Origin of the sequence: Devosia albogilva (assembly GCF_042685625.1) — a bacterium.
Lineage (GTDB): Bacteria > Pseudomonadota > Alphaproteobacteria > Rhizobiales > Devosiaceae > Devosia > Devosia albogilva.
Genome location: NZ_JBHUNP010000001.1, coordinates 3,317,795 through 3,340,663 on the forward strand (window position 1 = coordinate 3,317,795; position 22,869 = coordinate 3,340,663).

The window sequence follows — 22,869 nt, forward strand, 5'->3', positions numbered from 1 at the left end:
ATCAGCCAACCGTGCCGCGCACCACGAGCCGCGTCTGCAGGGTTTCTTCGAGGGGAGGGGCGGAGGGCTCGGCCAGCCGGCGCAGGATCAGGCGCACCAGGGCGCGCACGCGTTCGTCGAGGTCGAACTTCACCGTGGTGAGATTGTAGCTTTTCCAGTGCGACTGGGCGATGTCGTCGAAGCCGACCACCTTGACGTCCTCGGGCACGCGCAGGCCGAGTTCGTGCCGCAGCGCATCCATGACGCCGAAGGCGCCGACGTCGTTGGCGGCGAAGATGGCGTCGGCGCCCTTGCCGATGCGGAACAGGTCGATGGTGGCGTTGAAGGCGGCGTCATAGCTGAAATCGCCCGGGGCAACGATCGGCGGCGGCAGCCCCCGCTCGGCCATTACCGAGCGCAGCATCGCCTCGCGAGACTCGTTGGCGCGCGAGCGGGCGACGCCCGACACATAGGCGATGCGCTGCGCGCCATATCCCTGCAGCAGCGCCACGGCCTGCTCGATGCCGTCATGCTGCAGCACGTTGAGCCGGTCGTAGAGCGGACCGCCGCTATCGACCGGCCCGCCATGCGAGCCGGGGTGGGGATAGTGCACATAGATCGGCACGGCGCGCCCGAGGACCCGCGCCAGAGTGGTCGGCTTGACGTTCTCGACGAAGGCGATCACCGAGTCGGGGTTGAAGCCACGCATATAGGCGAGCAGCCGCTCGTCCATGCTGTAGTCGGTCCGCGTCTTGAACAGGAGCGTTGCAAAACCCTCGTTCTGCAGGGCCGTGGTCAGCGCGTCGATCTCCTGGCTTTCCCAGTGGCTGCACACATCCGGCACGATGACGCCGACCAGATGCGAGCGGCCACTGACCAGCGCCCGTGCCGCCCGGTCGGGCGTGTAGTTCAGTTCCTCGGCGATCTTGAGGATCAGCGCGCGCTTTTCGGGCTTGAGCGAGGTGTGCGGGTTGAAGGCGCGCGACACCGCCACGCGGGACACATTGGCCCGGCGCGCGACCATTTCGGCGGTTGCCCGTTGACGCGTGCCGGTCAAGCCCTCACCCCTTTCGCATTGAAAGCGTGTTCATTTTCCTGCGGCGTTCGCACTGCCTCTGTCAAGGGCAACGAGAAGGGGAAGCGCCAGTGTCACGCAATGTTCGTACTGAATTGCTAGCGAGCCAGTGTCAGGTCGCGAGGATTCTCCTCGGGCGGCAGATTGACAAACTTGAAAACGTGTTCATTCTGAGTGGGTCTGCTGCAGGTTTCAGCCTGCAGCGGTCCAAGCGGCTACCGGGAACCGGAGCCACCACATGGGAGGTTTTGCAATGAGCAATCGTCTGCGCGCTCTGGCGCTCGGGCTCGCCGGTGCCACTGCGCTGGCCGGTCAGGCTTTCGCCGTTGACCTGGAAATCACCTGCCGCTGCGTGATCGGCGGCGTCAACAGCGGCACGGCCGAGTGGATCGAGAATTCGGTGATCCCGGCCTTCGAAGCCGCCAATCCCGACATCAATGTCACCCTCAACCAGTTCGGCGGCGAAGACGCTCAGCTCACCCAGCAGTTGGCGCTCGACTTCTCCACCGGCGCCGGACCGGACGTCACCGCGTTCGACGGCTTCTTGATCCCCAGCTTCGTCGAGGGTGGGCTGTTGAAGCCGCTCGAGGAAGTGGCTGGCGCTGAGGTCAACGAGTGGTCCGGCTGGGATGCCCTGTCGGAAGGCTCGCGCGCCCTGATGGAGTATGAGGGCAAGTATTACGGCATTCCGCTCGGCACCGACGTGCGCATGATCTACATCCGCAAGGACATTTTCGAGGAGGCTGGGCTCGACGGCGAGAACTGGCAGCCGACGTCCTGGGAAGAGATTCTCGACGCTGCCCGCGCGATCAAGGAAGCCAAGCCCGACAGCTTCCCGATCCAGCTCAATGCCGGTGTCGCCATGGGCGAAGCCACCACCATGCAGGGCTACTGGCTGGCGCTGCTCGGCACCGGCGAGAGCGTCGTCGACGAGGACGGCAAGTACATCATTGCCAGCCAGGGCATTCTCGATACCCTCAACCTCTACAAGACCATCTATGTCGACGAAGAGCTGGGCGACCAGCGCGCGCAGCTCCTGGCCGACGGCCGCAACCGCTCCTTCGCCAACTTCCGCGACGGGGTGACCGCCATCCTGCTCGAGGGCGACTATTTCTACCGCTCGGTTACGCCGGAAGGCTCGGAATTCGCGGTGGAGAACCGTGACGAGGTGATGGGCTGGGCCAAGATCCCCGCCAAGGAGCCGGGCGCCGGCATCCGCGGCCAGGACTTCGTCACCATTTCGGGCGGTACCGGCTTCGTGCTGAATCCGGCAACCGATACGCCGAAGGAAGCCTGGGCGCTGCTGTCGTTCATGAACGAGCCCGAGATGCAGAACGCCTTCCAGGCGATCCAGCCACGCATCACCGCCCGGACGGACATCGAGATCCCGAACAGCCCGTTCCTGACCGAAACGAGCCAGACGCTGCTGCCGCTCACCACGGCCCGCCCGAACGATCCGGACTACAACTCGGTCTCGGCGGAAATCCAGCGCATGACGGAAGCGGTGGTGTCCGGCGAACTCTCGCCCGAGGAAGCGATGGCCCAGTACGGCCAGGCCGTCATCTCCATCGTCGGAGAAGAGAACACCGTCAGCCTGCTCTAGTCTCCTCCCTGGCCCGGCGCGCCTCGGCGTGCCGGGCTACGGAAGCGGAGCCACTAATTTTCATAGACCTCATGGTGAGCCTGTCGAACCAGGGGGTCGCGGCCACTGAACCGGCGCGCACGACCTCGTCCTTCGACAAGCTCAGGATGAGGTCTACTGAAGCGCCGCAACCAGGCCGGCGCGAGATCACGCAATGACCACCGAACCGCATCCCGACCAGCCCAAGCGCAAGGTCCGCAATTTCGCCCTGCTGTCGACACCGGCGGGCGCCGCCTTCATGACGCCGGCGGGCATCCTGGTCTCGGTCTTCGTGATCGTGCCCTTCTTCTGGATCATCTTCGTCTCGTTCACCAACCGGACGCTGCTCGGGCGCACGGCGCTGAACCCCGAATTCGTCGGGCTCGCGAACTACCTGACGCTGTTCGATCCGGCGACCTTCTTCCAGCGCGGCCAATTCGGCTTCTCGCTGATCCTCACCACGCAATTCGTCATCGCGTCGGCGCTGATCGGACAGGCGCTGCTCGGCCTGCTGCTGGCCTGGCTGATCCAGACAGTGCCGCCGGCGGTCAAGCGCATCACCGAGACCTTCGTCATCGCCGCCTGGATCCTGCCCGAGGTGGTGATCGGCTTTGCCTGGTTCGCCTTCCTCGATCGCGACCAGGGCACGCTCAACATGCTGCTCACCAGCGTGGGCCTGCCGCGCGGTGACTTCCTGCTCGAGCAACCCTTCTGGGTGATCGTGGTGTTCAACACCTGGCGCGGCGCTGCCTTCTCGATGATGCTGTTCAACTCGGCCTTTTCGTCGATCCCGCCGAGCTACTTCCAGGCGGCGGACGTGGCCGGTGCCTCATCGTGGCAGAAATTCCGCGACATCGGCCTGCCGCTGATCCGCGGCCACATCGTCACCGACCTGATCCTGATCACCATGTGGACGTTCAATACCTTCACGCCGTTCCTCCTGACCAATGGCGGGCCGAGTTATCGGACGGAGTTGGTGTCCATCTACAACTACCGCGTGGCCTTCCATGACTTCCAGTTCGGCAAGGGTGCGGCGGTTGGCGTGATCATGATGCTGATCAACCTGGCCTTTGCCCTGGTCTATCTGTGGCTTGGCCGCAAGAAGCGGGCGTGACCGGCATGAAACTCACCATTCCCGCCTTCGTTGGCCGTATCGCCTTCTCCGCCCTCGCGGCGCTGATCGGCGCTGCCTTCGCGCTGCCGCTGCTGTGGTTCCTGTTCGCGCCCTTCAATGCGCGAGCCGAGCTTGGCCTTGCCATTCCCGAGCCGTGGACGCTGAGCAATTTCGTGACCGTCTTCGGCAACAACTTTGCCGTGCGGGCGCTGTGGAACAGCCTGATCCAGTCGGTCGGCGGCGTCATCCTGGTCGGTGCGGCGGCGACGCTCGCCGCCTATGCCCTCAGCCGATCCTCGATCCCGGGCAAGGGGGCGGTGACCTATGTGCTGCTGCTGTTTTCGTCGGTGGTGTCCGGTTCGGCCGCCATGGTGCCGATCTTCCTGATCGTCTCGGCGGCGGGACTCATCGACACCCACCTGGCGGTGATCCTGACCTTTGCCGGCGGGTTGCTGCCCACGGCCATGTTCATCCTCCGCGACTTCATCGACTCCATCCCGAAATCCTATGAAGAAAGCGCCATGGTCGCCGGCGCCTCGCCGGTGCAGGCCTTCTTCGACGTGGCGCTGCCGGTGATCCGGCCCGGCATCGTGGTCGTGGTGGTTTGGGGGTTCGTCAACATCTGGGGCTCGTTCCTGATCCCCTTCATCCTCCTGCGCAGCGACGACCAGATGCCGGCATCGGTGGCCATCTACTCGTTCTATTCCGAGGCGGGCACGCCCATCGTCACACTGCTGGCGGCCTATTCGCTGATCTACTCACTCCCCGTGATCGTCCTTTATCTCTTCGTCAGCTGGAAGTTCGGCTTCCGGTTCTTTGGCGGCATCAAGGCCTGAGTTCCAATGGCATCTGTCGACTTCCGCAACGTCACCAAGTCCTTCGGCAATTTCACCGCCGTGTCCGACGTCAGCTTCTCCATCGGGGACGGCGAGTTCGTCTGCCTGCTCGGTCCTTCGGGCTGCGGCAAGACCACCAGCCTCCGCATGATCGCCGGGCTCGAAACGCCCACCTCCGGGCAGATTCAGATCGGCGGCGAGGACGTGACGCATCTGCACCCAAAGGACCGGCAGATCTCGATGGTGTTCCAGGATTATGCGCTCTATCCGCACATGAACCTGGCCGACAACATAGCCTATCCGCTGAAGGTGCGCGGGGAGGCGGTCGCCAGGCGCCACGCGCGGGCCAAGGAAGTGGCGGACGTGCTCAAGATCGGGCACCTGATGGACCGGCTGCCGAGCCAGATTTCCGGCGGGCAGCAGCAGCGCACCTCGCTGGCGCGGGCGCTGGTCTATCCGTCCAAGGTGTATCTGTTCGACGAACCGCTCTCCAACCTCGACGCCAAGCTGCGGCTCGAGGCGCGGGGCTTTCTCAACCACCTGCAGCGCGACATGGGCATGACGGCGGTCTATGTGACCCACGACCAGGCCGAGGCGATGGCGCTCGCCACCCGCATCGCCGTGATGGACCAGGGGCGCATCGTGCAATACGCCTCGCCGATCGAGATCTATCGCCGGCCAGCCACCACTTTCGTTGCCAACTTCGTCGGCAATCCGCCGATGAACCTGGTGGAGGTGACGGGAACCCAGGGCGACGGGCAGTTGCGGCTAGTGGCCGGTGGTCTGACGCTCGGCGGACTGCCGATGAGCGACACCATCGGAGCGGCGTTGGCGGCGGGCGAGAAGCTCACGCTCGGCATCCGGCCCGAACACCTCTCCATCGCCGAACCCGGCGCGGCCAACACCATCACCGGCACGCTGTTCGCCAATGAAAACATGGGGCCGGAGAGCCTCGTGACCATCGAGCGGGCGGATGCGACGCGGCTGACGGCCCGCATCTTCACCGATGATCACCTCGATCTCGGCGAGACGGTGACGCTAGCCTTCGCGGCCGAGCACCTGCATCTGTTCGACGGGGCAGGCAAGCGTATTCCGGCGGTGGGGGAATGATGGGCGCCGGTGCGACTGCGGTGACACCCCCACCTAACCTCCCCCTGAAGGGGGAGGGACCTATCGAGTGTGCCGCAATGTCTACCTACCACCGGTCCGCTCCTCCCCCTCCCAGGGGGAGGCTGGGTGGGGGTACGCCTTCTCACCGCATTGAAGCCCTCGGCACGACATGACCACCATCACCCACCACGTCACCCGCGACGACCAAGCCCGGAATCCGTATTTCTACATTCCCTTCGATGTGCCCGCCGGCACCACCCGCATCGATGTGACGCTCGCCTATCCCAAGGCCGAGGACTGCATCATCGACCTCGGGGCCTTTGACCCGCGCGACACCGGCTATCCGACGGCCGAGGGATTCCGCGGCTGGAGCGGGGGGGCGCGCGACTGCTTCTTCATCGCCACTGACGATGCCACGCCCGGCTATGTGCATGGCGAGATCCAGCCGGGGACGTGGAACGTCATCCTCGGGCTCTACAAGGTGCGGGAGGCGGGGGCGGATGTGACCGTCACGGTGGCGCTCGACAATGCACCGCGGCGGCTGGAGCCGCAGCCGGCGCGGACCTTTCCGGTGCGGCAGGGGGCCGGGTGGTATCGCGGTGACCTCCACTGCCACACCTTCCACTCCGACGCGCGGGGTGCGCCGGAACTGCTGCACCAGGCGGCGCGGCAGGCGGGGCTCGATTTTCTCGCGGTCGCCGACCACAACACCATCACCCAGCGCGGCTATTTCCACCCGCAGTCCTCGCCGGAACTGGTGTTCGTGCGGGCGATGGAGGTGACGACGGCGGTGGGGCACGCCAATGTCTACGGCGTCGACGAGTGGATCGACTTCCGCATGACGCAGCCTTCGGATGCGCATGTGCTGGAGCGGCTGGTGCATGAGAAGGGCGGGCTCCTGTCGATCAACCACGACAAGCCGACCATTCCCTGGGACTACGACTTCCCCGCCGCCGACTGCCAGGAGGTGTGGCAATCGACCTGGATGGCGTGGAACTGGGTGTCGCTCGAGCGGTACCAGCGGCGACTGGCGAGCGGGATGCGGCTGTCGGCCATCGGCGGCTCCGACTTTCACCAGCCGGACCGGCTGCTGCCGGAAGGGCCGCTGGTGCTGGCGCGGCCGACCACGGTGTTGTGGCTGCCCGAACTCAGCGAGGACGCCATCCTGGCGGCGATGAAGTCGGGCCATGGCTACATCACCGAAAGCCCGAGTGGGCCGCATCTCGAAATCCGCAATGGTGACGCGGTGATGGGCGGGACGGCGCGCGAACTCGGCGCGGTGGACGTGACCGTCCGCGGGGCTGCTGGCGACCGGCTCGTGCTGATCGACGCCGATGGTGTTGTTGCCGAGGTCGAGATCGCTTCGGACGACTGGCGGGCGACCATCCCGGTCGGTGATCCGCGGTTGTTCGTGCGCGCCGAGATCATATCCCTGCGCAGCCGTGAGCGGCTGGTGGCCGAGTTCACCGCCACGCTCGATGGGCGGGAAATGCCCTGGCAGCTCAAGGGCGCCGATCTCGCCGAGCAGCCCATCCGCCGCGCCCTCAGCAATCCGATCTACCGCGAGTCCTGACCCATGCTCATCGGCAACGCCCCCTGTTCCTGGGGCATCAACTATCCGACCGGCAACCGCTACACCTGGCAGCAATATCTCGATGAGGTGGCGGCGGCCGGCTATGAGGGGACCGAACTAGGCCCCTTCGGCTTCCTGCCCAAGGACGCGGGGCTGCTGCGCGATGAACTCGCCCGGCGCAAGCTGACGCTGATCGGCGCTACGCATGTCCACACCTTCGGCGACACCGGAAGCAAGCCGCGATTCCTGGCGACGCTGCGGGACCTGTCGGCGCTGCTGCGCGATCTCGGTGCCCGCCACCTCGTCATCATGGACGAGAGCAACTGGTACCCAGCGGGACAGGAGGGCGTGCTGGACGAGGCCGGCTGGCAGGGTCTCACCGACATGATCCGCGACGCGTTGCACCTGGTGCAGGACGAATACGGGCTGAAGCTCAGCTTTCACCCGCATATCGGAACGGCCGTCGAGCGCGAAACGCAGATCGACCGGCTGTTGGCCGACACCCAGATCGACCTTTGCTTCGACACCGGCCATCACGCCTTCTGGGACCAGGACGTGCTCGCCTACATGGACAGGGTGATGCCGCGCATCGCCTATATGCACCTCAAGAACGTCGATCCGGCAGTGCGCGCCCGGGTGCTGCGCGGGGAACTCACGATCGCCGATTCCTACGGGGCAGGGGTGATGTGCCCCCTTCCGGATGGTGCCGTCGACATCAAGGCGGTGATGCGACTCCTCGCCGATCGCGGCTTCGATGGTCCGGTAGTGGTGGAGCAGGACGTCGCTGCCGATGCGCGCGAGACCCCGCTCCAACTCGCCGCCCGCAACCTCGCCTATGTGAAGGAAATCGCCTCGTGACCAATCCCATCAAGGTCGGCCTGATCGGCCTCGGCGAGGTCGCCCAACTCATGCACCTGCCGCTGCTGGCAGACGACAGCCGTTTTGCCATCGCCGCGGTGACCGACGTATCCCCGAGCCTGGTCGACTATGTCGCCACCCGTTACGGTGTGCCCAAGCGTCATGCCGATGCCGATGCGCTGATCGCCGATCCGGCGCTGGATGCGGTGTTCATCCTGACGCCGGACCATCTTCATGCAGAACTGCTGGAAAAGGCAATAAGGTCCGGCAAGCACGGCTTTATCGAGAAGCCGGCGTGCCTCACTGCCGACCAGTTGCGCCCGATCCTTGCCATCGAGCGACGGCCGGGGCAGGTGGTGTTCGTCGGCTATATGCGCCGGTTCTCACGGCCGTTCCTCGAGCTGAAGCGCAGGCTGCCGCCACTGAGCGACATTCGTCATGTGCGCATCCGCGACATCATCCGCGAAGCGCCGTTCTTCGTCGCGCAGACGCGTAACGTGTTCAAGCCCACCGATGTGCCGGCCGAACGGATCGCCGACGGCCGCAGCCGGACCCAGGCCATGCTGCGTTCGGTGATGGGCGAGGATTGCCCGCCCGAGGCCCTGCGCGCTTATCAGGTGCTCACCGGGCTTTCATCCCACAGCTTCTCGGCCATGCGGGACCTGCTGGGGAGCCCCAGAAGTTGTTCATATGCCGTTCAGCATGCCGGCGAGACCGTGGTGGCGCTATTCGACTATGGTCACTTCACCGCCCTTTACGAGGCCGTCATCGACGACGTCTCCCGGTTCGATGCGGGCATCGAAGTGCTGACCCAGACGCAGCACTTCCGGATGAACTACGACACGCCGTATATTCGTAACCTGCCCACACGCCTCGAAATCACCAGCTCGACGGCCAGCGATACCGGCACCGAGATCATCGGCCCGGTCTACGAGGATCCGTTCCGGATCGAGCTCAGCGCCTTCCACGATTCCGTCACCACGGGCGCCCCGAACAAGACGACGCTGGAGGATTCGCTGCAGGACCTGCTGCTGTTCCAGGACGTGGCGCGTCACTTCCGAGCCTGAACCAGCATGAACGGCGACTGACGCTAGATGAACAGTGCCCCGTGCTTGCTTTCGAGCTCGGGGAGGTCATCCAGAATGCTCCCTAAATGCTCTCCCATCGCTTTCTGAGCGCCCTCGACATCGTGGGCGTCGATGGCGGCCATGATGGCACGATGTTCGCGGACGCGGCGCAGCATGTCGGCCTCGTCGCGCAGGGTGAGATTGCAGACCCGGTCCATGTGCGACTTCATGTCTGCAATGGCGATCCAGGCGATGCCCACACCGGCGCCCTTGGCGATGGCGATGTGGAACGCCTCGTCGTGCTCGCGGAAGCCGGCATGGTCGAGCCGGGCGGCGTCGTTCTCCTGTTCGGCCATCAGCGTGTCGATGCGCTTGCGCTGCCACGGATCGAAGTTCTGCGCCGCGCGCGCCACCACTGACAGTTCCACCGACTGGCGAACGAACAGCGCCTCGGTCATCTCGCGGGCCGAGATGCGGGCGACCACGGTGCCGCGATGCGGCCTGATCTCGATCAGGCGCGAGTTGGCGAGACGGATCATGGCCTCGCGTACCGGCTGGCGCGAGACGCCGAGCCGCGTGGCGATCTCCTGCTCCGACAGACGTGTGCCGGGCAGCAACTCCAGTTCGACGATGGAGCGGCGGAGGTCCTTTTCGATGGCCGCCGCAGCACTTTCGCCGCTCTCGGCGACCTGAATATCCACAGTCATCCTACAACTCGTCCCCTGCATTGACAGCTTCTGCCAATGCGCCATACGGTACCATACAATTCCATACAGGATGTGTTCAAGACATCCGAAGACACCGGGAGGGTGGGCCCGAGCCTGCCATGACGATGAACATCCAGCCGCGATTCCAGGACAATTTCCTTGCCCCGAACCTTAGTGACCCGCGGCTGGCGAGTAAACGCAGCTATCGGATGCTGGTGGACGGCAAGTCGGTCGACGCGCAATCCGGCGAAACCATCTCGCGCGAGAGCCCCGGCCACCGGGGGAAGGTGGTCGGTGAATGGCCGGCGGCTTCCAGCCAGGACGTCAGTCGCGCCATCGGCGTCGCCCGTCGTGCCTTCGACGAGGGCCCCTGGGCGCGCATGAGTGGCGCCGAGCGTTCGACGATCCTCCATCGCGTTGCCGCCGGCATTCTCCAGCACCAGGAAGAGCTTGGGCTGATCGAATGTCTGGAGACCGGCAAGCCGCTGACCCAGGCAACGGGCGAGATAGGTTATTGCGCCGACCTGTGGACCTATGCCGCCGGCATGGCGCGCGGCCTCGAGGGTGACTCGCACAACGCCATCGGCGACAACCGCCTCGGCCTCGTTCTGCGCGAACCGGCCGGCGTGGTCGGCATCATCACGCCATGGAACTTCCCGTTCATCATCGTGTCCGAGCGCGTGCCGTGGGCGCTGGGCGCCGGCTGCACCGTGGTGGTCAAGCCCAGCGAATTCACCTCCGGCACCACCATCCGGCTGGCCGATATAGCGCTTGAAGCCGGTGTGCCGCCCGGCGTGTTCAACGTCGTGACCGGCACCGGCCCGGCCGCCGGTCAATTGCTGGCGGAGGATCCGCGCGTCGACGTGCTGGCCTTCACCGGCTCGGTGCGGGTCGGTACGCACCTGGCGGCACTCGCCGCGCCGACGGTGAAGCGGGTGGGCCTCGAGCTCGGCGGCAAGGGACCGCAGGTGGTGTTTGCCGATGCCGACCTCGAAGCGGCGGCCGACGGCATTGCCTATGGCGTCTACCATAATGCCGGCCAGTGCTGCATTTCCGGTAGCCGGCTGATCGTCCACAACGCCATTCGTCCGGCGCTGCTGGAGCGGCTGCTCGAGCTGTCCCGGCGGCTGCCGTTCGGCGATCCGCTCGGCGACAGCAAGTTCGGCGCCATGGTCACCGACCAGCATGCCGAGAAGGTTGCAAGCTACATCGCCAAGGGTGTCTCGGAGGGCGCTGAACTGCTGCTCGGCGGCGACCGGGTGGCCGCCTCCAAGGGCAACTTCATTGCCCCCACCGTTTTCGACCGCGTCACGCCCAACATGACCATCGCCCAGGAGGAGATCTTCGGGCCGGTGCTGTCGACCATCGGCTTCGATACGCCTGAGGAGGCGGTGGCGCTTGCCAACACCACGCCATACGGGCTTTCGGCCAGCGTCTGGTCGCGCGATCTCGAAACCGCCATCCAGGCGACGCGCCGCATTCGGGCAGGGCGGTTCTGGATCAACTCGGTGATCGACGGCACGCCGGAAATGCCGATCGGTGGCTACAAGAAAAGCGGCGTCGGGCGCGAACTCGGCCGCTACGGCTTCGACGAATATTCGCAGTTCAAGGGTCTGCACATGACCCTTGGGCGGCCACAGCCATGGTTCCAGCACTAGGAGCGCTGTCAGGGAAAGTCGAGGCCACTTTCCCGGTTCGACAACGCGACCACGAAAGTGGAGCGCTGGAACCACTGGAGGGGATTGGGCGGTGCGCTTCTTTGGTCGGAAGCACCGCCCGGAGCGGGGCCTGAGGAGGCCCGCAACGATCCGAGGGAGGATTACACCATGCGCTTGACCAAGACTACCGCAGCCTTGCTGGCCGGCTGCGCCATCTTTGCCTCAGGGGCAGTGATGGCGCAGGATCAGGAGCCGGTCTCGGCCACCATGATCATCTATCTCGACCCGAGCGTGCAGTTCTTCAATCCGGTGGTGAGGGGCGCGCAGGACGCCGCGGCCGCCTTCAACGTCGATCTCGACGTGCAGTATGCCAACAACGATCCGGTCCGGCAGAACGACCTGATCGAAAGCGCCGTGGCGACAGGGGTCGACGGCATCGCCGTGGCGATCTCCAGTTCGGACGCGTTCGACGACAGCATCTGCGCCGCCGTGGACGCCGGCATCATCGTCATCGGCTTCAACAATGACGACCTCGAAGGTGAGGACGGCAATTGCCGCCAGGCCTATGTCGGCATGAACGAGTTCGCTTCCGGTTACGAGTTGGGCCTGCGCATGATCGAGGCCTTCGACCTCAAGGAAGGCGACGTGGTGTTCAACCCACGCGAAATCCCCGAGGCGAGTTTCGCCGTTGCGCGGGGCGGCGGCATCGAGAAGGCGATGAGCGAGCACGGTATCACCGTGGAAACGGTGCGCGCCGGTCTCGATCCGGCGGAGGCGCAGAACATCATGGCGCAGGCGCTGATCGCCAACCCGGGCATCAAGGCGGTGTTCGGCACCGGTTCGGTGACCTCCACGGTCGGCGCCGGCGCCATCCGGGATGCGGGCGTCGACGTGCCCTTTGCCGGCTTCGACCTCGCGGTCGAGATCGCCGATGCGGTGGAATCCGGCGCCATGTTCGCCACCATGGACCAGCAGCCCTACCTGCAGGGCTACTACCCGATCGCCCAGATCGCCATGGCCGCCCGCTACGGCCTCACCCCGACCGATGTGGACACGGGGCAGGGCGCCTTCCTCGACCAGGCCCGCATCGGCGCAGTGAAGCCGCTGATCGGCACGTATCGCTGACCGTCAGGTGGAGTCTCGGGATCTGCTCTCGCGACTCCACCCCACCCTCATTCCCTCCCCATCAAGGGGAGGGAGGCGCTGGAACCGAGACGCTGGTGTTCATCGTCTCCCTCCCCCTTGTGGGGAGGGATCAAGGGTGGGGGTGCCGGCAGCCACAATGTCGAACTGGATACGAACGTGACCGACATCACCCATTCCCACGCGGTGCCGCGGCGCACCTCAACTGATCGGCTGCACGACCTGCTCAGCATGCCCGCCGGGGCGATCCTGCTGGTGTTCATCGTCGTGCAGTTGGGCTGCATCATTGCCGGGCTCTTGTTCCCGGACGACTTCCGCTACCTCTCGCCCCAGAACATGGGCATCATGATGCGCTCGGTGCCGGTGCTTGGATGCCTCGCCTTGGGCGCCGGCGTCCTGATGATTGCCGGCGAGTTCGACCTGTCCATCGGCTCCGTCTACACGTTGACGGCGGTGGTGATGGCCATGCTGGTCGGCAACGGTATCGATGCCTTCATCGCGGCGCCGGTTGGCCTCGTCATCGGCGCGGCCATCGGCCTGCTCAACGGCGCGCTGACCCTCCGCTTCAACCTGCCGAGCTTCATCGTCACGCTGGGCGGCCTGCTGTTCTGGCGCGGCGCGGTGTTGCTGATCAACGGCGCGGTCCAGGTCCGCTTCGATCCGAACCCGGTGTTCAGCGCCCTTTTCGGCGGCACGGTGTTCGGGATCAACGCCGCCTTCCTGTGGTTTGTCGGCCTGTGCGGGTTCTTCCACCTGCTGATGCATCGCCACCGCTTCGGCAACCACGTCTTCGCCACCGGCGGCAACCGTTCAGCCGCTACCGCCATCGGGGTCAACACGGCGCGGATCAAGCTGGTGGCCTTCGCCATTGCGGGCACCATGGCCGCCTTTGCCGGCATTCTCGCGACCACCCGGGTCGGCTCGGTGCAGCCGGGGCAGGGGACGGGGCTGGAACTGCAGGCCATTGCTGCCTGTGTCATTGGCGGGCTGTCGCTGCGCGGTGGCCGCGGCTCGATCCTCGGCGTGTTCCTGGGGGTGATGCTGATCTTCACCATCACCGACGTACTGCTACTGATGCGGGCACCAGGCTTCTACCTCGACATGTTCATCGCCACGCTGATCGTGGTGGCCTCCATCTTCAACCACGGCCTCGACCGTCGGGGAGTGTCGTCATGAGCCTGCTGGCGCTTCACAACATCACCAAGAGCTTCGGGCCGCTGAAGGCACTGAGCGATCTGTCCTTCGAGATCGGGCACAACGAAGTCGTGGGGCTGCTCGGCGACAACGGTGCTGGCAAATCGACGACGGTGAACCTGATCTCCGGCATCCACCGGCCGACGTCCGGCCACATCTCGGTGGACGGCAAGCGACAGGACTTCACCTGCCGGCGCGATTCCGCCGAAGCGGGTATCGAGACCATCTACCAGAACACCGCCTTGGTGGATTCGCTGTCGATCTCGCGCAACATCTTCCTTGGGCGCGAGATCACCAACAGCCTCGGCATGCTCCAGCTCAAGCAGATGCGGGAGATTTCCATGCAGGTGCTGGAAAGCGCCGTGCACATCTCGGGCATCGACTCGCCCGATAAGCTGGTGGGCGACCTCTCGGGCGGTCAGAAGCAGGCGGTCGCCATCGCCCGCGCGGTGTTCTTCAAGCGGCGGGTGCTGCTGCTCGACGAACCCACTTCGGCGCTATCGGTGCGCGAGACCGAGGCTCTGCTGGGGCAGGTGCTGAAGCTGAAGGAAGAGGGCGTCTCGAGCGTGCTCGTGACCCACAACCTCTACCATGCCTACCAGGTGTGCGACCGCTTCGTGATCATGAGTCACGGCACCAAGGTGCTCGATGTGTCCAAGGCCGACACCACCATAGAAGAGCTGACCCAGCACGTCGTGTTGACCTGATACTCGCGCCCCGGAAGGCCTTCGCTGAGCGCCGGTATCCACACCCTGTGGACGCCGGCGCAATCATTTTGCGCCTAACTACACATAACGCTTTACCTAACAAACGAAGCAGCACTAGCCTCTTGTTAGCTAAAAGATCGCAATGACGTTAGCTGGAGGAGGGATCACATGCATCGTATCAGTCGCAGAGCTTTCATCGCCGGTTCGGCAGCCTTGTCGGGTGCCGTCATGCTGTCCGGCTCTGCCCACGCCCAGGGTATTGCCGAGTCGGCATTCCTGGAAGCCGAAGTCAGTTCCGGCGCATTGCCGCCCGTTGCGGAGCGCCTGCCGGTCAATCCGCTGGTGATCACGCCGCTCGAGCGCGCCGGTCAGCAGGGTGGCGACTGGAACCACGCCCTTGTGGGGGGTGGTTCGCTCTCCATGCTGGTGCGCTACCAGGGCTACGAACCGCTGCTGCGCTTCAATCCCGAATGGACCGGGCTCGTCGAGAACGTTGCCGAGAGCTACGAGGTCAGCCCGGATTCGACCGAATACACCATCAAGCTGCGCGAGGGGCACAAGTGGTCGGACGGCCACCCCTTCACCACGGAAGACATCCAGTTCTGGTATGACGCCTACTTCACCGACGAGGAGACCAATCTCGGCGAGCAGGCTTTCTGGACCGTGGACGGCCAGAAGGGCGAACTCGAAGTCATCGACGAGACCACCTTCAAGGTTCGTTTCGCCGGACCGAACGGCTTCTTCCTGCAGCAACTCGCCTGGGCTCAGCAGGACCAGTTGACCCGCTGCCCCAAGCACTACCTCGAGCAGTTCCACATCCGCTACAATCCAGAGGCGGATGCGCTCGCCAAGGCGGCCGGGCTCGAGAGCTGGATCGCCCTGTTCCAGCGCGAGATCGGCTTCCAGGACGACAACACCTTCTTCCAGAACGCCAACCGGCCGACCCTCAACGCCTGGTACTTCACCGAGGCGCCGGGCCAGAACACCGAACTGTCGATCGCCATCCGGAACCCGTACTACTTCAAAGTGGATACGGAAGGCACGCAGCTCCCCTATTTCGACCGCGTCGTCTACCAGATGGTGGCCGATCCCGAAGTGCTGCTGCTCAAGACCCTGCAGGGCGAAATCGACATCATGGACCAGTATATCGCCACTCCGGCGAACCGGCCCACGCTGTTCGACGGCCAGGAAACGGGCGACTACCACTTCTATACGCTCAAGGAGACGGCTGCGAACGTGATGGCGTTCCAGCTCAACCTCAACCACCTGGACGAGACCAAGCGCGAGCTGTTCAACACGCTGGAGTTCCGCCACGCCATGTCCCTGGCGGTGGACCGGCAGGCGCTGATCGATGCGGTGTTCATCGGCCAGGGTACGCCGGCCCAGCCGTCCATCGTCGAGGGCGACCCGCTCTATAACGAGCAGCTCGCCAAGGCCTTCACCGAGTACGATCCGGCGCGCGCCAACGAGATGCTCGACGCCATCATCCCGGAGCGCGATGGGGAGGGTTATCGCCTCGACGCCGAGGGCCGGAGGGTGTCGATCATCTTCGAGATCGACCAGACCCGCACCACCTTCCTCGACATGTTCGAGCTGGCAATCCCGATGTTCCAGCAGGTCGGGCTCGACGTGCAGATGCGCACTATGGACCGCTCGCTGTGGGAGGAACGGGTGCGGCGCGGGCGTGAGTATGACGCCACCGCCCACCAGTTCGGCGCCAACTCCGGCATCGCCGCCATGCTCGATGCCCGCTTCTACGTGCCGTACAACAGCAACTGCTTCTACGCTCCGGGCTGGTCGCTCTACTATACCCAGCCGGAGAACGAAGCGGCGATCGAGCCGCCGGAAGCGGTCAAGGCGCAGCAGGATCTCTATCGCGAGCTCAATGGCACCGGTGACGCGGCCAAGCAGAACGAGATCATGGCGCAGATCCTGCAGAATGCGGCGGACCTGTTCTTCACCTTCGGTGTGAGCTGGCCGCCCGACGGCTACGGCATCGTCAAGAACGACGTGGTCAACTTGATGGACACCATGCCGAACTCGTTCGGCTGGCCCACGCCCGGCCCGGCTCGTCCGGAGCAGTTCTTCAAGGCCTGACCGCCTCCTTTTTCCTGAGCCTCCCAAAGACGTCGGCCTACGGGCCGGCGTCACCCCGAACTCGTACCTTGAAGGTCCATGATGCTCGACGCCGCCCCGTCATCCTCCACCCCCCTGCGCACCCCGGACTGGTATCGCTCCGCCACGCGCTGGACCCAGCTCACCCTGGCCGAGGATGATCCGGTCAAGTTCGACCCGCAGCAGTGGATCGACATCTTCAAGCGCACGCAGTCCAACGCCACCTGCATCAGCGCCGGCGGCTATGTGGCCTATTATCCGAGCAAGGTGCCGCTGCACTATGTCAGCAAGTTCATCGGCGACAGCGATCCGTTCGGAACGCTGGTTGAAGGCGCGCGCGGCCTCAACATGCACGTCATGGCCCGTGTGGACCCGCACGCGATCCACACGGATGCCGCCGATGCGCACCCCGAATGGGTGATGGTCGACCGCGACGGCAACCGCATGCGCCACTGGGCGTATCCCGATGTGTGGGTCACCTGCGCCTATTCGGACTACAACTTCAAGTTCATGCCCGAGGTGCTGCGCGAACTCACCACGAATTACGACATCGACGCGATCTTCGCCAATCGCTGGCAGGGGCACGGCGTCTGCTATTGCGATGCGTGCCGCACCGACTTCAAGGCCGCCTCCGGCCACGATCTGCCGCTGACCAACAGCCTCGAGGATCCGGCCTGGCTCGCCTGGGGCGCCTGGCGCCGCACCAAGCTCAGCCGCCTGGTGGTCGAATGGGACCAAGTGATGAAGGCCATCAAGCCGCACACCAGCTTCATCCCCAATATGGGGTCGGTGTCGCTGATGGAATTCGATCTCGACATGATCGAGAAATACTGCCCGTTCCTCTGCGTCGACGACCAGGGCCGGCACGGCACCGAACCGGTGTGGAAGAGCGGCCGCAATGGCAAGCGCATGCGCGCCACCTTCCAGGACCGCCCGGCGATCCTGATCACCTCAATCGGCCCCGAAGAGGCCTACCGCTGGAAGGATGCGGTGACCACCGGCCCCGAGATCCGCGCCTGGATGGACAGCGGCACCACGCAGGGACTGTTGCCCTGGTTCACGAAGTTCAACGGCGTCGTGCCGGATGCGCGCTGGATCGAGCCTGTGGCCGAGAGCTTCGACCTCCATGCCCGGCTGGAGCCGGCGCTGGCCGCCACCCAGCCCGTGGCCGAGATCGCCATTCTCGACCCCACCACCACCCTGCGCCACCACGACCATGCGTCGCGCCGGGTGGCCGAAGCGCACGACATGGGCTTCTACCATGCCCTGGTCGAGGCCCGGCTGCCGTTCGAGATGCTGTCGGACGCGGTGATGACGCCGGAGCGCATGGACCAGTTCAAGGTGCTGATCCTTGCCAATTCCACCTGCCTGTCCGAGGCACAGGCGGAAGGCCTTGCCGCCTATGTCGCCCGCGGCGGCTCGCTGGTGGTGGCGCATGAATCCGGCTACCGCACTCCGGACAACCAGCCCCGCGACACGCCGGTGATGGCAGACCTGCTGGGCTACCGCCTTACTCGCCCCGCTCGTGGCCCGGTGAAGAACACCTATGTCGCCCTCAATGGCGATCACCCGATCAACCAGGGTTTCGACGGCGCCGCCCGCATCATGGGCGGTACCCATCTGATCGGCGTCGAGGCGGTGGACGGGAGCGAGCAGCCCTTCCTGTTCGTGCCGGATTTCCCCGACCTGCCGATGGAAGAAGTCTATCCGCGGGAGGAGCCCCGCGGTGCCGCGGTGATCGCGCGCCAGCATCCGGGCGGCGGTCGCACCGTCTACATCCCCTGGAACATCGGCGCGATTTTCTGGGAAGTCTTTGCCGGCGACCACGCCCGCCTGATCGCCAACAGCGTTCGCTGGGCGCTCGGCAAGCGGTCTGACGTCGAGGTGGAAGGCCAGGCCGTGGTCGACCTCTCGGTCCGCGAGGGCGAGGGCAGCACCGTGGTTCTGGTCAACAACATCACCAACCCGATGATGATGAAAGGCCCGATCCGCGAGGTCTATCCGGTCGGCCCACTCACGCTGTCGCTGGCGGTCCCCGCCGGACGAGAGCTGCGCGCCGTGGAACGGCTCAGCACCGGGGAAGACCTCGACTTTGCCCTTGCCGACGGCCGCGTGCGTGTCAGCATCGCGCAACTCGAAACGCTGGACGCCATCCAGTTCCACTGGAGCTGAGCGGGGGCAGGGGAGGCATCGGCATGCTGAACTACGTGATCAAACGGATATTCTACATGATCCCGACGCTCTTCGGGCTGTCGCTGATCGCCTTCATGATCATCCAGCTGCCGCCGGGCGACTACATCACCTCGCTGATTGCCTCGATGCAGGATTCGGGTGCCAACGTCGATCCGCGCCAGGTCGAGCGCCTGCGCGAGGTCTACGGCTTCAACGATCCGATCTGGATCCAGTACTTCAAGTGGATCACCGGCATCCTGTTCCGGGGCGACTTCGGCTACTCCTTCGAGTGGAACCGCCCGGTGGCCGACCTGATCTGGGAACGCATGGGCTCGACCCTTGCGATCTCGATCGCCTCGCTGCTGTTCGTCTGGGCCGTGGCGCTGCCGATCGGCATCTACTCGGCCGTGCGCCGGCATTCGGTGGGCGACTACTTCTTCACCTTCGTCGGCTTCATCGGCCTCGCGGTGCCCAACTTCATCCTGGCGTTGACGCTGATGTATGTGAGCTACCGCTTCTTCGGCCAGAGCGTCGGCGGCCTCTACTCGCCCGAATACATCGACGCACCGTGGAGCTGGGGCAAGTTCCTCGACCTGCTCAACCACTTGTGGATCCCGATCATCGTCATCGGTACCTCAGGGACTGCCGCGATGATCCGTGTGTTGCGCGCCAATCTCACCGACGAGCTGCACAAGCCCTACGTCATCACCGCCAAGGCCAAGGGTCTGCCCGAATACAAGGTCGTGCTGAAGTATCCCGTGCGGATCGCCCTCAACCCCTTCGTGTCCGCGATCGGCTGGGTGCTGCCCGAACTCGTCTCCGGCGTCACCATCACCGCGATCGTGCTCAACCTGCCGACTGCCGGGCCGCTGCTGCTGCGGGCGCTGATCAGCCAGGACATGTACCTCGCCGGCAGCTTCATTCTCCTCATGGGCGTGCTGACCCTGATCGGCATGCTGGTCTCGGACCTGCTGCTCGCCCTTCTCGATCCCCGAATCCGGTTCACGTGATGACAGTCCACGCCTTCATCGACGAACAGCCCGAGACCGGGCCGGCCATCACCCCGCTGAAGGTGGAAGGCCGCCGCACCACCGATACCGGCTCTGCTGGGCAGTGGCAGCTCATCTGGCAGAAATTCTCGCGCAACAAGGTGGCGGTGTTCTCCGGCTGGGTCATCCTGTTCTTCTTCTTCATCGGCATTTTCGCCGAGTTCCTGGCCCCCTCCGTGCCCGATGCCTCGCGACCGCAGTTCACCAATGCCCCGCCGCAGCAGCTCGGCTTCTTCGTGACTGAGGAGGATGGCTCGCGCCGCTTCCAGCTCCACGTCACCGGCTATGCCATGGAAGTGGACCCTGCCTCGCTCCGCCGCACCTATGTGCCGGACCCGGAGCAGCACGTGCCGGTCGGCCTGTTCGTGCGTGGCGCTCCCTACAAGATGTGGGGACTGTTCAACGCCGATCTCCACCTGCTCGGGCCTCTCAACCCGAGCGACACCATGTATCTGCTCGGCACCGATCGGCTGGGGCGGGATCTGTTGACGCGGCTGATCTATGGCACCCGCATTTCCATGTCGATCGGCGTGGTCGGGGTCTGTATCAGCCTGCTTCTCGGCGTGGTGCTCGGCGCCATCTCCGGCTTCTATGGCGGGATCGTCGATACCCTGACTCAGCGCGTCATCGAGGTGATCTCCTCCATGCCGACCATCCCGCTCTGGCTCGGCCTCGCCGCCGCCATTCCGCTGAGCTGGTCGCCGCTGACGGTCTACTTCGTCATTACCCTGATCGTGTCGCTGTTCGGCTGGACCGGCTTGGCGCGCGAGGTGCGTGGCCGGTTCTTTGCCCTGCGCGGAGAGGACTTCGTTACCGCGGCCAAGCTCGACGGCTCGTCCGAGCGGCGGGTGATCTTCCGTCACATTCTGCCGTCCCTCACCAGCCACATCCTAGCGGTGGTGACGCTGGCTCTGCCCACCATGATCGTGGCCGAGACCGCGCTCAGCTTCCTCGGCATCGGCCTCAAGGCGCCGATCGTCTCCTGGGGTGTGCTGCTGCAGGAGGCCCAGAACGTCCGCACCATCGCCAACGCGCCCTGGCAGCTCATCTGGCCGGCCGGTACCGTGGTGGTGACCGTGCTTGCCTACAACTTCCTCGGCGACGGCATGCGTGACGCCGCTGACCCATATGAAAGCTGATCCAATGCAGATAGCGCAGGTTTCAGCCGCCGCCGACGCGACCCGGACCGACGCAGACGTCGTCCTCAGCGTCGACAATCTCAGCCTCGATTTCCGGCTGCGCAACGAGGTGCTGCATGCCGCCCGCAATGTCAGCTTCAAGCTGCGGCGCGGCGAGACATTGTGCCTCGTGGGCGAAAGCGGCTCCGGCAAGAGCGTCACGGCGCGGGCGCTGATGCGCATCATCGACCGCAACGGCTCCATTGCCAACGGCAGCATCACCCTTCGCGGCAAGGGCGAGCCGATCGACATCGCCCGGCTTGAGGAGCGCAGCCGCGAGCTGCTGGCGATCCGCGGTGGCCGCATCGGTCTGATCTTCCAGGAGCCGATGAGTTCGCTGTCGCCGGTGCACACCATCGGCTCGCAGATCATCGAGGCGGTGCGCCTGCACACCAACCTCGGCAAGGCCGAGGCGCGGGCACGCACCGTCGAACTGTTGGGGCAGGTGGAAATCCCCAATCCCGAGCAGATGGTGGATCGCTACACCTTCGAGTTCTCGGGCGGCATGCGCCAGCGCGCCATGATCGCCATGGCGCTGGCGGCGAACCCGGAAGTGCTGATCGCCGACGAGCCGACCACCGCCCTCGACGTCACAACCCAGGCCGAAATCCTCGACCTCATCAAGCGTCTGCAGGTCAGCCGCGGCATGGCCATGCTGCTGATCACCCACGACATGGGCGTGGTAGCCGAGGTCGCCGACGAGGTGGCGGTGATGCATTACGGCCGCATCGTCGAGAGCGGGTCGGTGGACGACATCTTCCACAATCCGCAGCACGCCTACACCCGGCGCCTGCTCAGCTCGACGGTGAAGCTCGAGCAGAACCGCCGCGCCGCCACCCGCACCGAGAACGTCACGGAGCGGCCGGTGGTGCTGTCGGCCCGCAACATGAGCAAGGTCTATGGCGCTGCCACCTCCTGGCTGGGTGGCAACAAGCACGCCATCAAGGCCGTGGACGACGTCAGCTTCGATCTCCACTCCGGCGAGAACCTCGGCATCGTCGGCGAAAGCGGCTCCGGCAAGACCACGCTCGGCCGCATGCTGCTGCGCATCGTCGAGCCCACCTCCGGCCAGGTGCTGTTTCACCCCGGCATGCAGGAGCAGGTGGACATCACCGCGCTGTCCAAGCGGCAGCTACGCGATTTCCATCGCCAGGTGCGGCTGATCTTCCAGGATCCCTTCGCCTCGCTGAACCCGCGCATGACGGTGCGCGACATCGTCGCCGATCCGCTGGTGGTCGGCGGCCAGCACAACCGCAAGGCCATGGACGACCGGGTCTGTGAACTGCTGGAACTGGTCGGGCTCGATCCGGCCATGCGCGAGCGCTACCCGCACGCCTTCTCCGGCGGACAGCGTCAGCGCATCGGCATCGCCCGCGCCCTGGCGCTCGATCCCAAGATCATCATCGCCGACGAGGCTACGGCCGCGCTCGACGTGTCGATCCGCGCCCAGATCCTCGACCTCTTGCTCGATATTCAGAAGAGGCTCGATCTCAGCTTCATCTTCATTTCCCACGACATCTCGGTGGTTCGCTATTTCTGCGACCGCGTCGCCGTGATGCACCGTGGGAGGCTGGTGGAACTGGGGCCCGCCGAGCAGATCTGCACCGCCCCGCAGGAGGCCTACACCAGGAGCCTCATTTCGGCGGTGCCCAACCCCGACCCGCGCAACAAGCGCATGCTTCACCGCACCCGATTCACCGCCTGACCGGAGGA

The 22,869-nt window shown here is 65.1% G+C and carries 18 protein-coding genes; 16 read left to right on the forward strand and 2 right to left on the reverse strand.

Features of this window, described 5'->3' with window-relative positions:
• Position 1 precedes the first annotated feature (1 nt).
• Positions 2-1,036 carry a LacI family DNA-binding transcriptional regulator gene (locus ACFSX5_RS16590; protein ID WP_386834939.1) on the reverse strand — a complete coding sequence of 345 codons (1,035 nt, stop codon included), beginning with the start codon at positions 1,034-1,036 and terminating at the stop codon, positions 2-4.
• Positions 1,037-1,307: 271 nt separating this feature from the next.
• Between ACFSX5_RS16590 and ACFSX5_RS16595 the strand changes: the two genes are divergently transcribed.
• The 7 genes from ACFSX5_RS16595 to ACFSX5_RS16625 all read left to right on the forward strand — a co-directional run bounded on the left by ACFSX5_RS16595 (position 1,308) and on the right by ACFSX5_RS16625 (position 9,233).
• Positions 1,308-2,657, forward strand: coding sequence for an extracellular solute-binding protein (locus ACFSX5_RS16595; RefSeq protein ID WP_386834940.1), 1,350 nt, complete (start codon positions 1,308-1,310; stop codon positions 2,655-2,657).
• 193 nt (positions 2,658-2,850) lie between these two features.
• Entirely contained in the window at positions 2,851-3,789 is a 939-nt protein-coding gene (locus ACFSX5_RS16600; RefSeq protein ID WP_386834942.1) for a carbohydrate ABC transporter permease, read from the forward strand.
• Positions 3,790-3,794: 5 nt separating this feature from the next.
• A complete protein-coding gene (locus tag ACFSX5_RS16605) occupies positions 3,795-4,625 on the forward strand; it encodes a carbohydrate ABC transporter permease (protein ID WP_386835670.1) in 831 nt (276 codons plus the stop codon).
• Between the two features lie 6 nt (positions 4,626-4,631).
• Entirely contained in the window at positions 4,632-5,735 is a 1,104-nt protein-coding gene (locus ACFSX5_RS16610) for an ABC transporter ATP-binding protein (protein ID WP_386834943.1), read from the forward strand.
• Positions 5,736-5,904: 169 nt separating this feature from the next.
• On the forward strand, positions 5,905-7,308 hold the full coding sequence (locus ACFSX5_RS16615) for a CehA/McbA family metallohydrolase (RefSeq protein WP_386834944.1): 1,404 nt from the start codon (positions 5,905-5,907) through the stop codon (positions 7,306-7,308).
• 3 nt (positions 7,309-7,311) lie between these two features.
• Positions 7,312-8,166 carry a sugar phosphate isomerase/epimerase family protein gene (locus tag ACFSX5_RS16620; RefSeq protein ID WP_386834945.1) on the forward strand — a complete coding sequence of 285 codons (855 nt, stop codon included), beginning with the start codon at positions 7,312-7,314 and terminating at the stop codon, positions 8,164-8,166.
• The gene (locus ACFSX5_RS16625; protein WP_386834946.1) at positions 8,163-9,233 is read left to right on the forward strand and encodes a Gfo/Idh/MocA family protein; all 1,071 of its coding nucleotides are present in this window, start codon (positions 8,163-8,165) and stop codon (positions 9,231-9,233) included. Before ACFSX5_RS16620 ends, ACFSX5_RS16625 begins: the two co-directional genes overlap by 4 nt.
• Before the next feature lie 23 nt (positions 9,234-9,256).
• Here ACFSX5_RS16625 and ACFSX5_RS16630 read toward each other — a convergent pair whose 3' ends face one another.
• Complete coding sequence (locus tag ACFSX5_RS16630; protein WP_386834947.1) at positions 9,257-9,940, reverse strand: GntR family transcriptional regulator; 684 nt, start codon at positions 9,938-9,940, stop codon at positions 9,257-9,259.
• A 119-nt stretch (positions 9,941-10,059) separates the two neighbouring features.
• Here ACFSX5_RS16630 and ACFSX5_RS16635 point away from each other — a divergent pair, with 119 nt between their 5' ends.
• The 9 genes from ACFSX5_RS16635 to ACFSX5_RS16675 all read left to right on the forward strand — a co-directional run bounded on the left by ACFSX5_RS16635 (position 10,060) and on the right by ACFSX5_RS16675 (position 22,861).
• Positions 10,060-11,598 carry an aldehyde dehydrogenase family protein gene (locus tag ACFSX5_RS16635; RefSeq protein ID WP_386834948.1) on the forward strand — a complete coding sequence of 513 codons (1,539 nt, stop codon included), beginning with the start codon at positions 10,060-10,062 and terminating at the stop codon, positions 11,596-11,598.
• A gap of 168 nt (positions 11,599-11,766) precedes the next feature.
• The gene (locus tag ACFSX5_RS16640; RefSeq protein WP_386834949.1) at positions 11,767-12,723 is read left to right on the forward strand and encodes a sugar ABC transporter substrate-binding protein; all 957 of its coding nucleotides are present in this window, start codon (positions 11,767-11,769) and stop codon (positions 12,721-12,723) included.
• 249 nt (positions 12,724-12,972) lie between these two features.
• Entirely contained in the window at positions 12,973-13,917 is a 945-nt protein-coding gene (locus tag ACFSX5_RS16645; RefSeq protein ID WP_386835672.1) for an ABC transporter permease, read from the forward strand.
• A complete protein-coding gene (locus ACFSX5_RS16650; protein ID WP_386834951.1) occupies positions 13,914-14,642 on the forward strand; it encodes an ATP-binding cassette domain-containing protein in 729 nt (242 codons plus the stop codon). The genes ACFSX5_RS16645 and ACFSX5_RS16650 overlap by 4 nt, the downstream gene beginning before the upstream one ends.
• Positions 14,643-14,810: 168 nt before the next feature.
• A complete protein-coding gene (locus ACFSX5_RS16655; RefSeq protein ID WP_386834952.1) occupies positions 14,811-16,739 on the forward strand; it encodes an ABC transporter substrate-binding protein in 1,929 nt (642 codons plus the stop codon).
• A gap of 81 nt (positions 16,740-16,820) precedes the next feature.
• A complete protein-coding gene (locus ACFSX5_RS16660) occupies positions 16,821-18,929 on the forward strand; it encodes a family 10 glycosylhydrolase (RefSeq protein WP_386834953.1) in 2,109 nt (702 codons plus the stop codon).
• Positions 18,930-18,952: 23 nt separating this feature from the next.
• Complete coding sequence (locus ACFSX5_RS16665; protein WP_386834954.1) at positions 18,953-19,939, forward strand: ABC transporter permease; 987 nt, start codon at positions 18,953-18,955, stop codon at positions 19,937-19,939.
• A complete protein-coding gene (locus tag ACFSX5_RS16670) occupies positions 19,939-21,117 on the forward strand; it encodes an ABC transporter permease (protein ID WP_386834956.1) in 1,179 nt (392 codons plus the stop codon). The genes ACFSX5_RS16665 and ACFSX5_RS16670 overlap by 1 nt, the downstream gene beginning before the upstream one ends.
• Before the next feature lie 4 nt (positions 21,118-21,121).
• Positions 21,122-22,861, forward strand: a complete 1,740-nt coding sequence (locus tag ACFSX5_RS16675; protein ID WP_386834957.1) for an ABC transporter ATP-binding protein — start codon at positions 21,122-21,124, stop codon at positions 22,859-22,861.
• Positions 22,862-22,869: the final 8 nt, after the last annotated feature.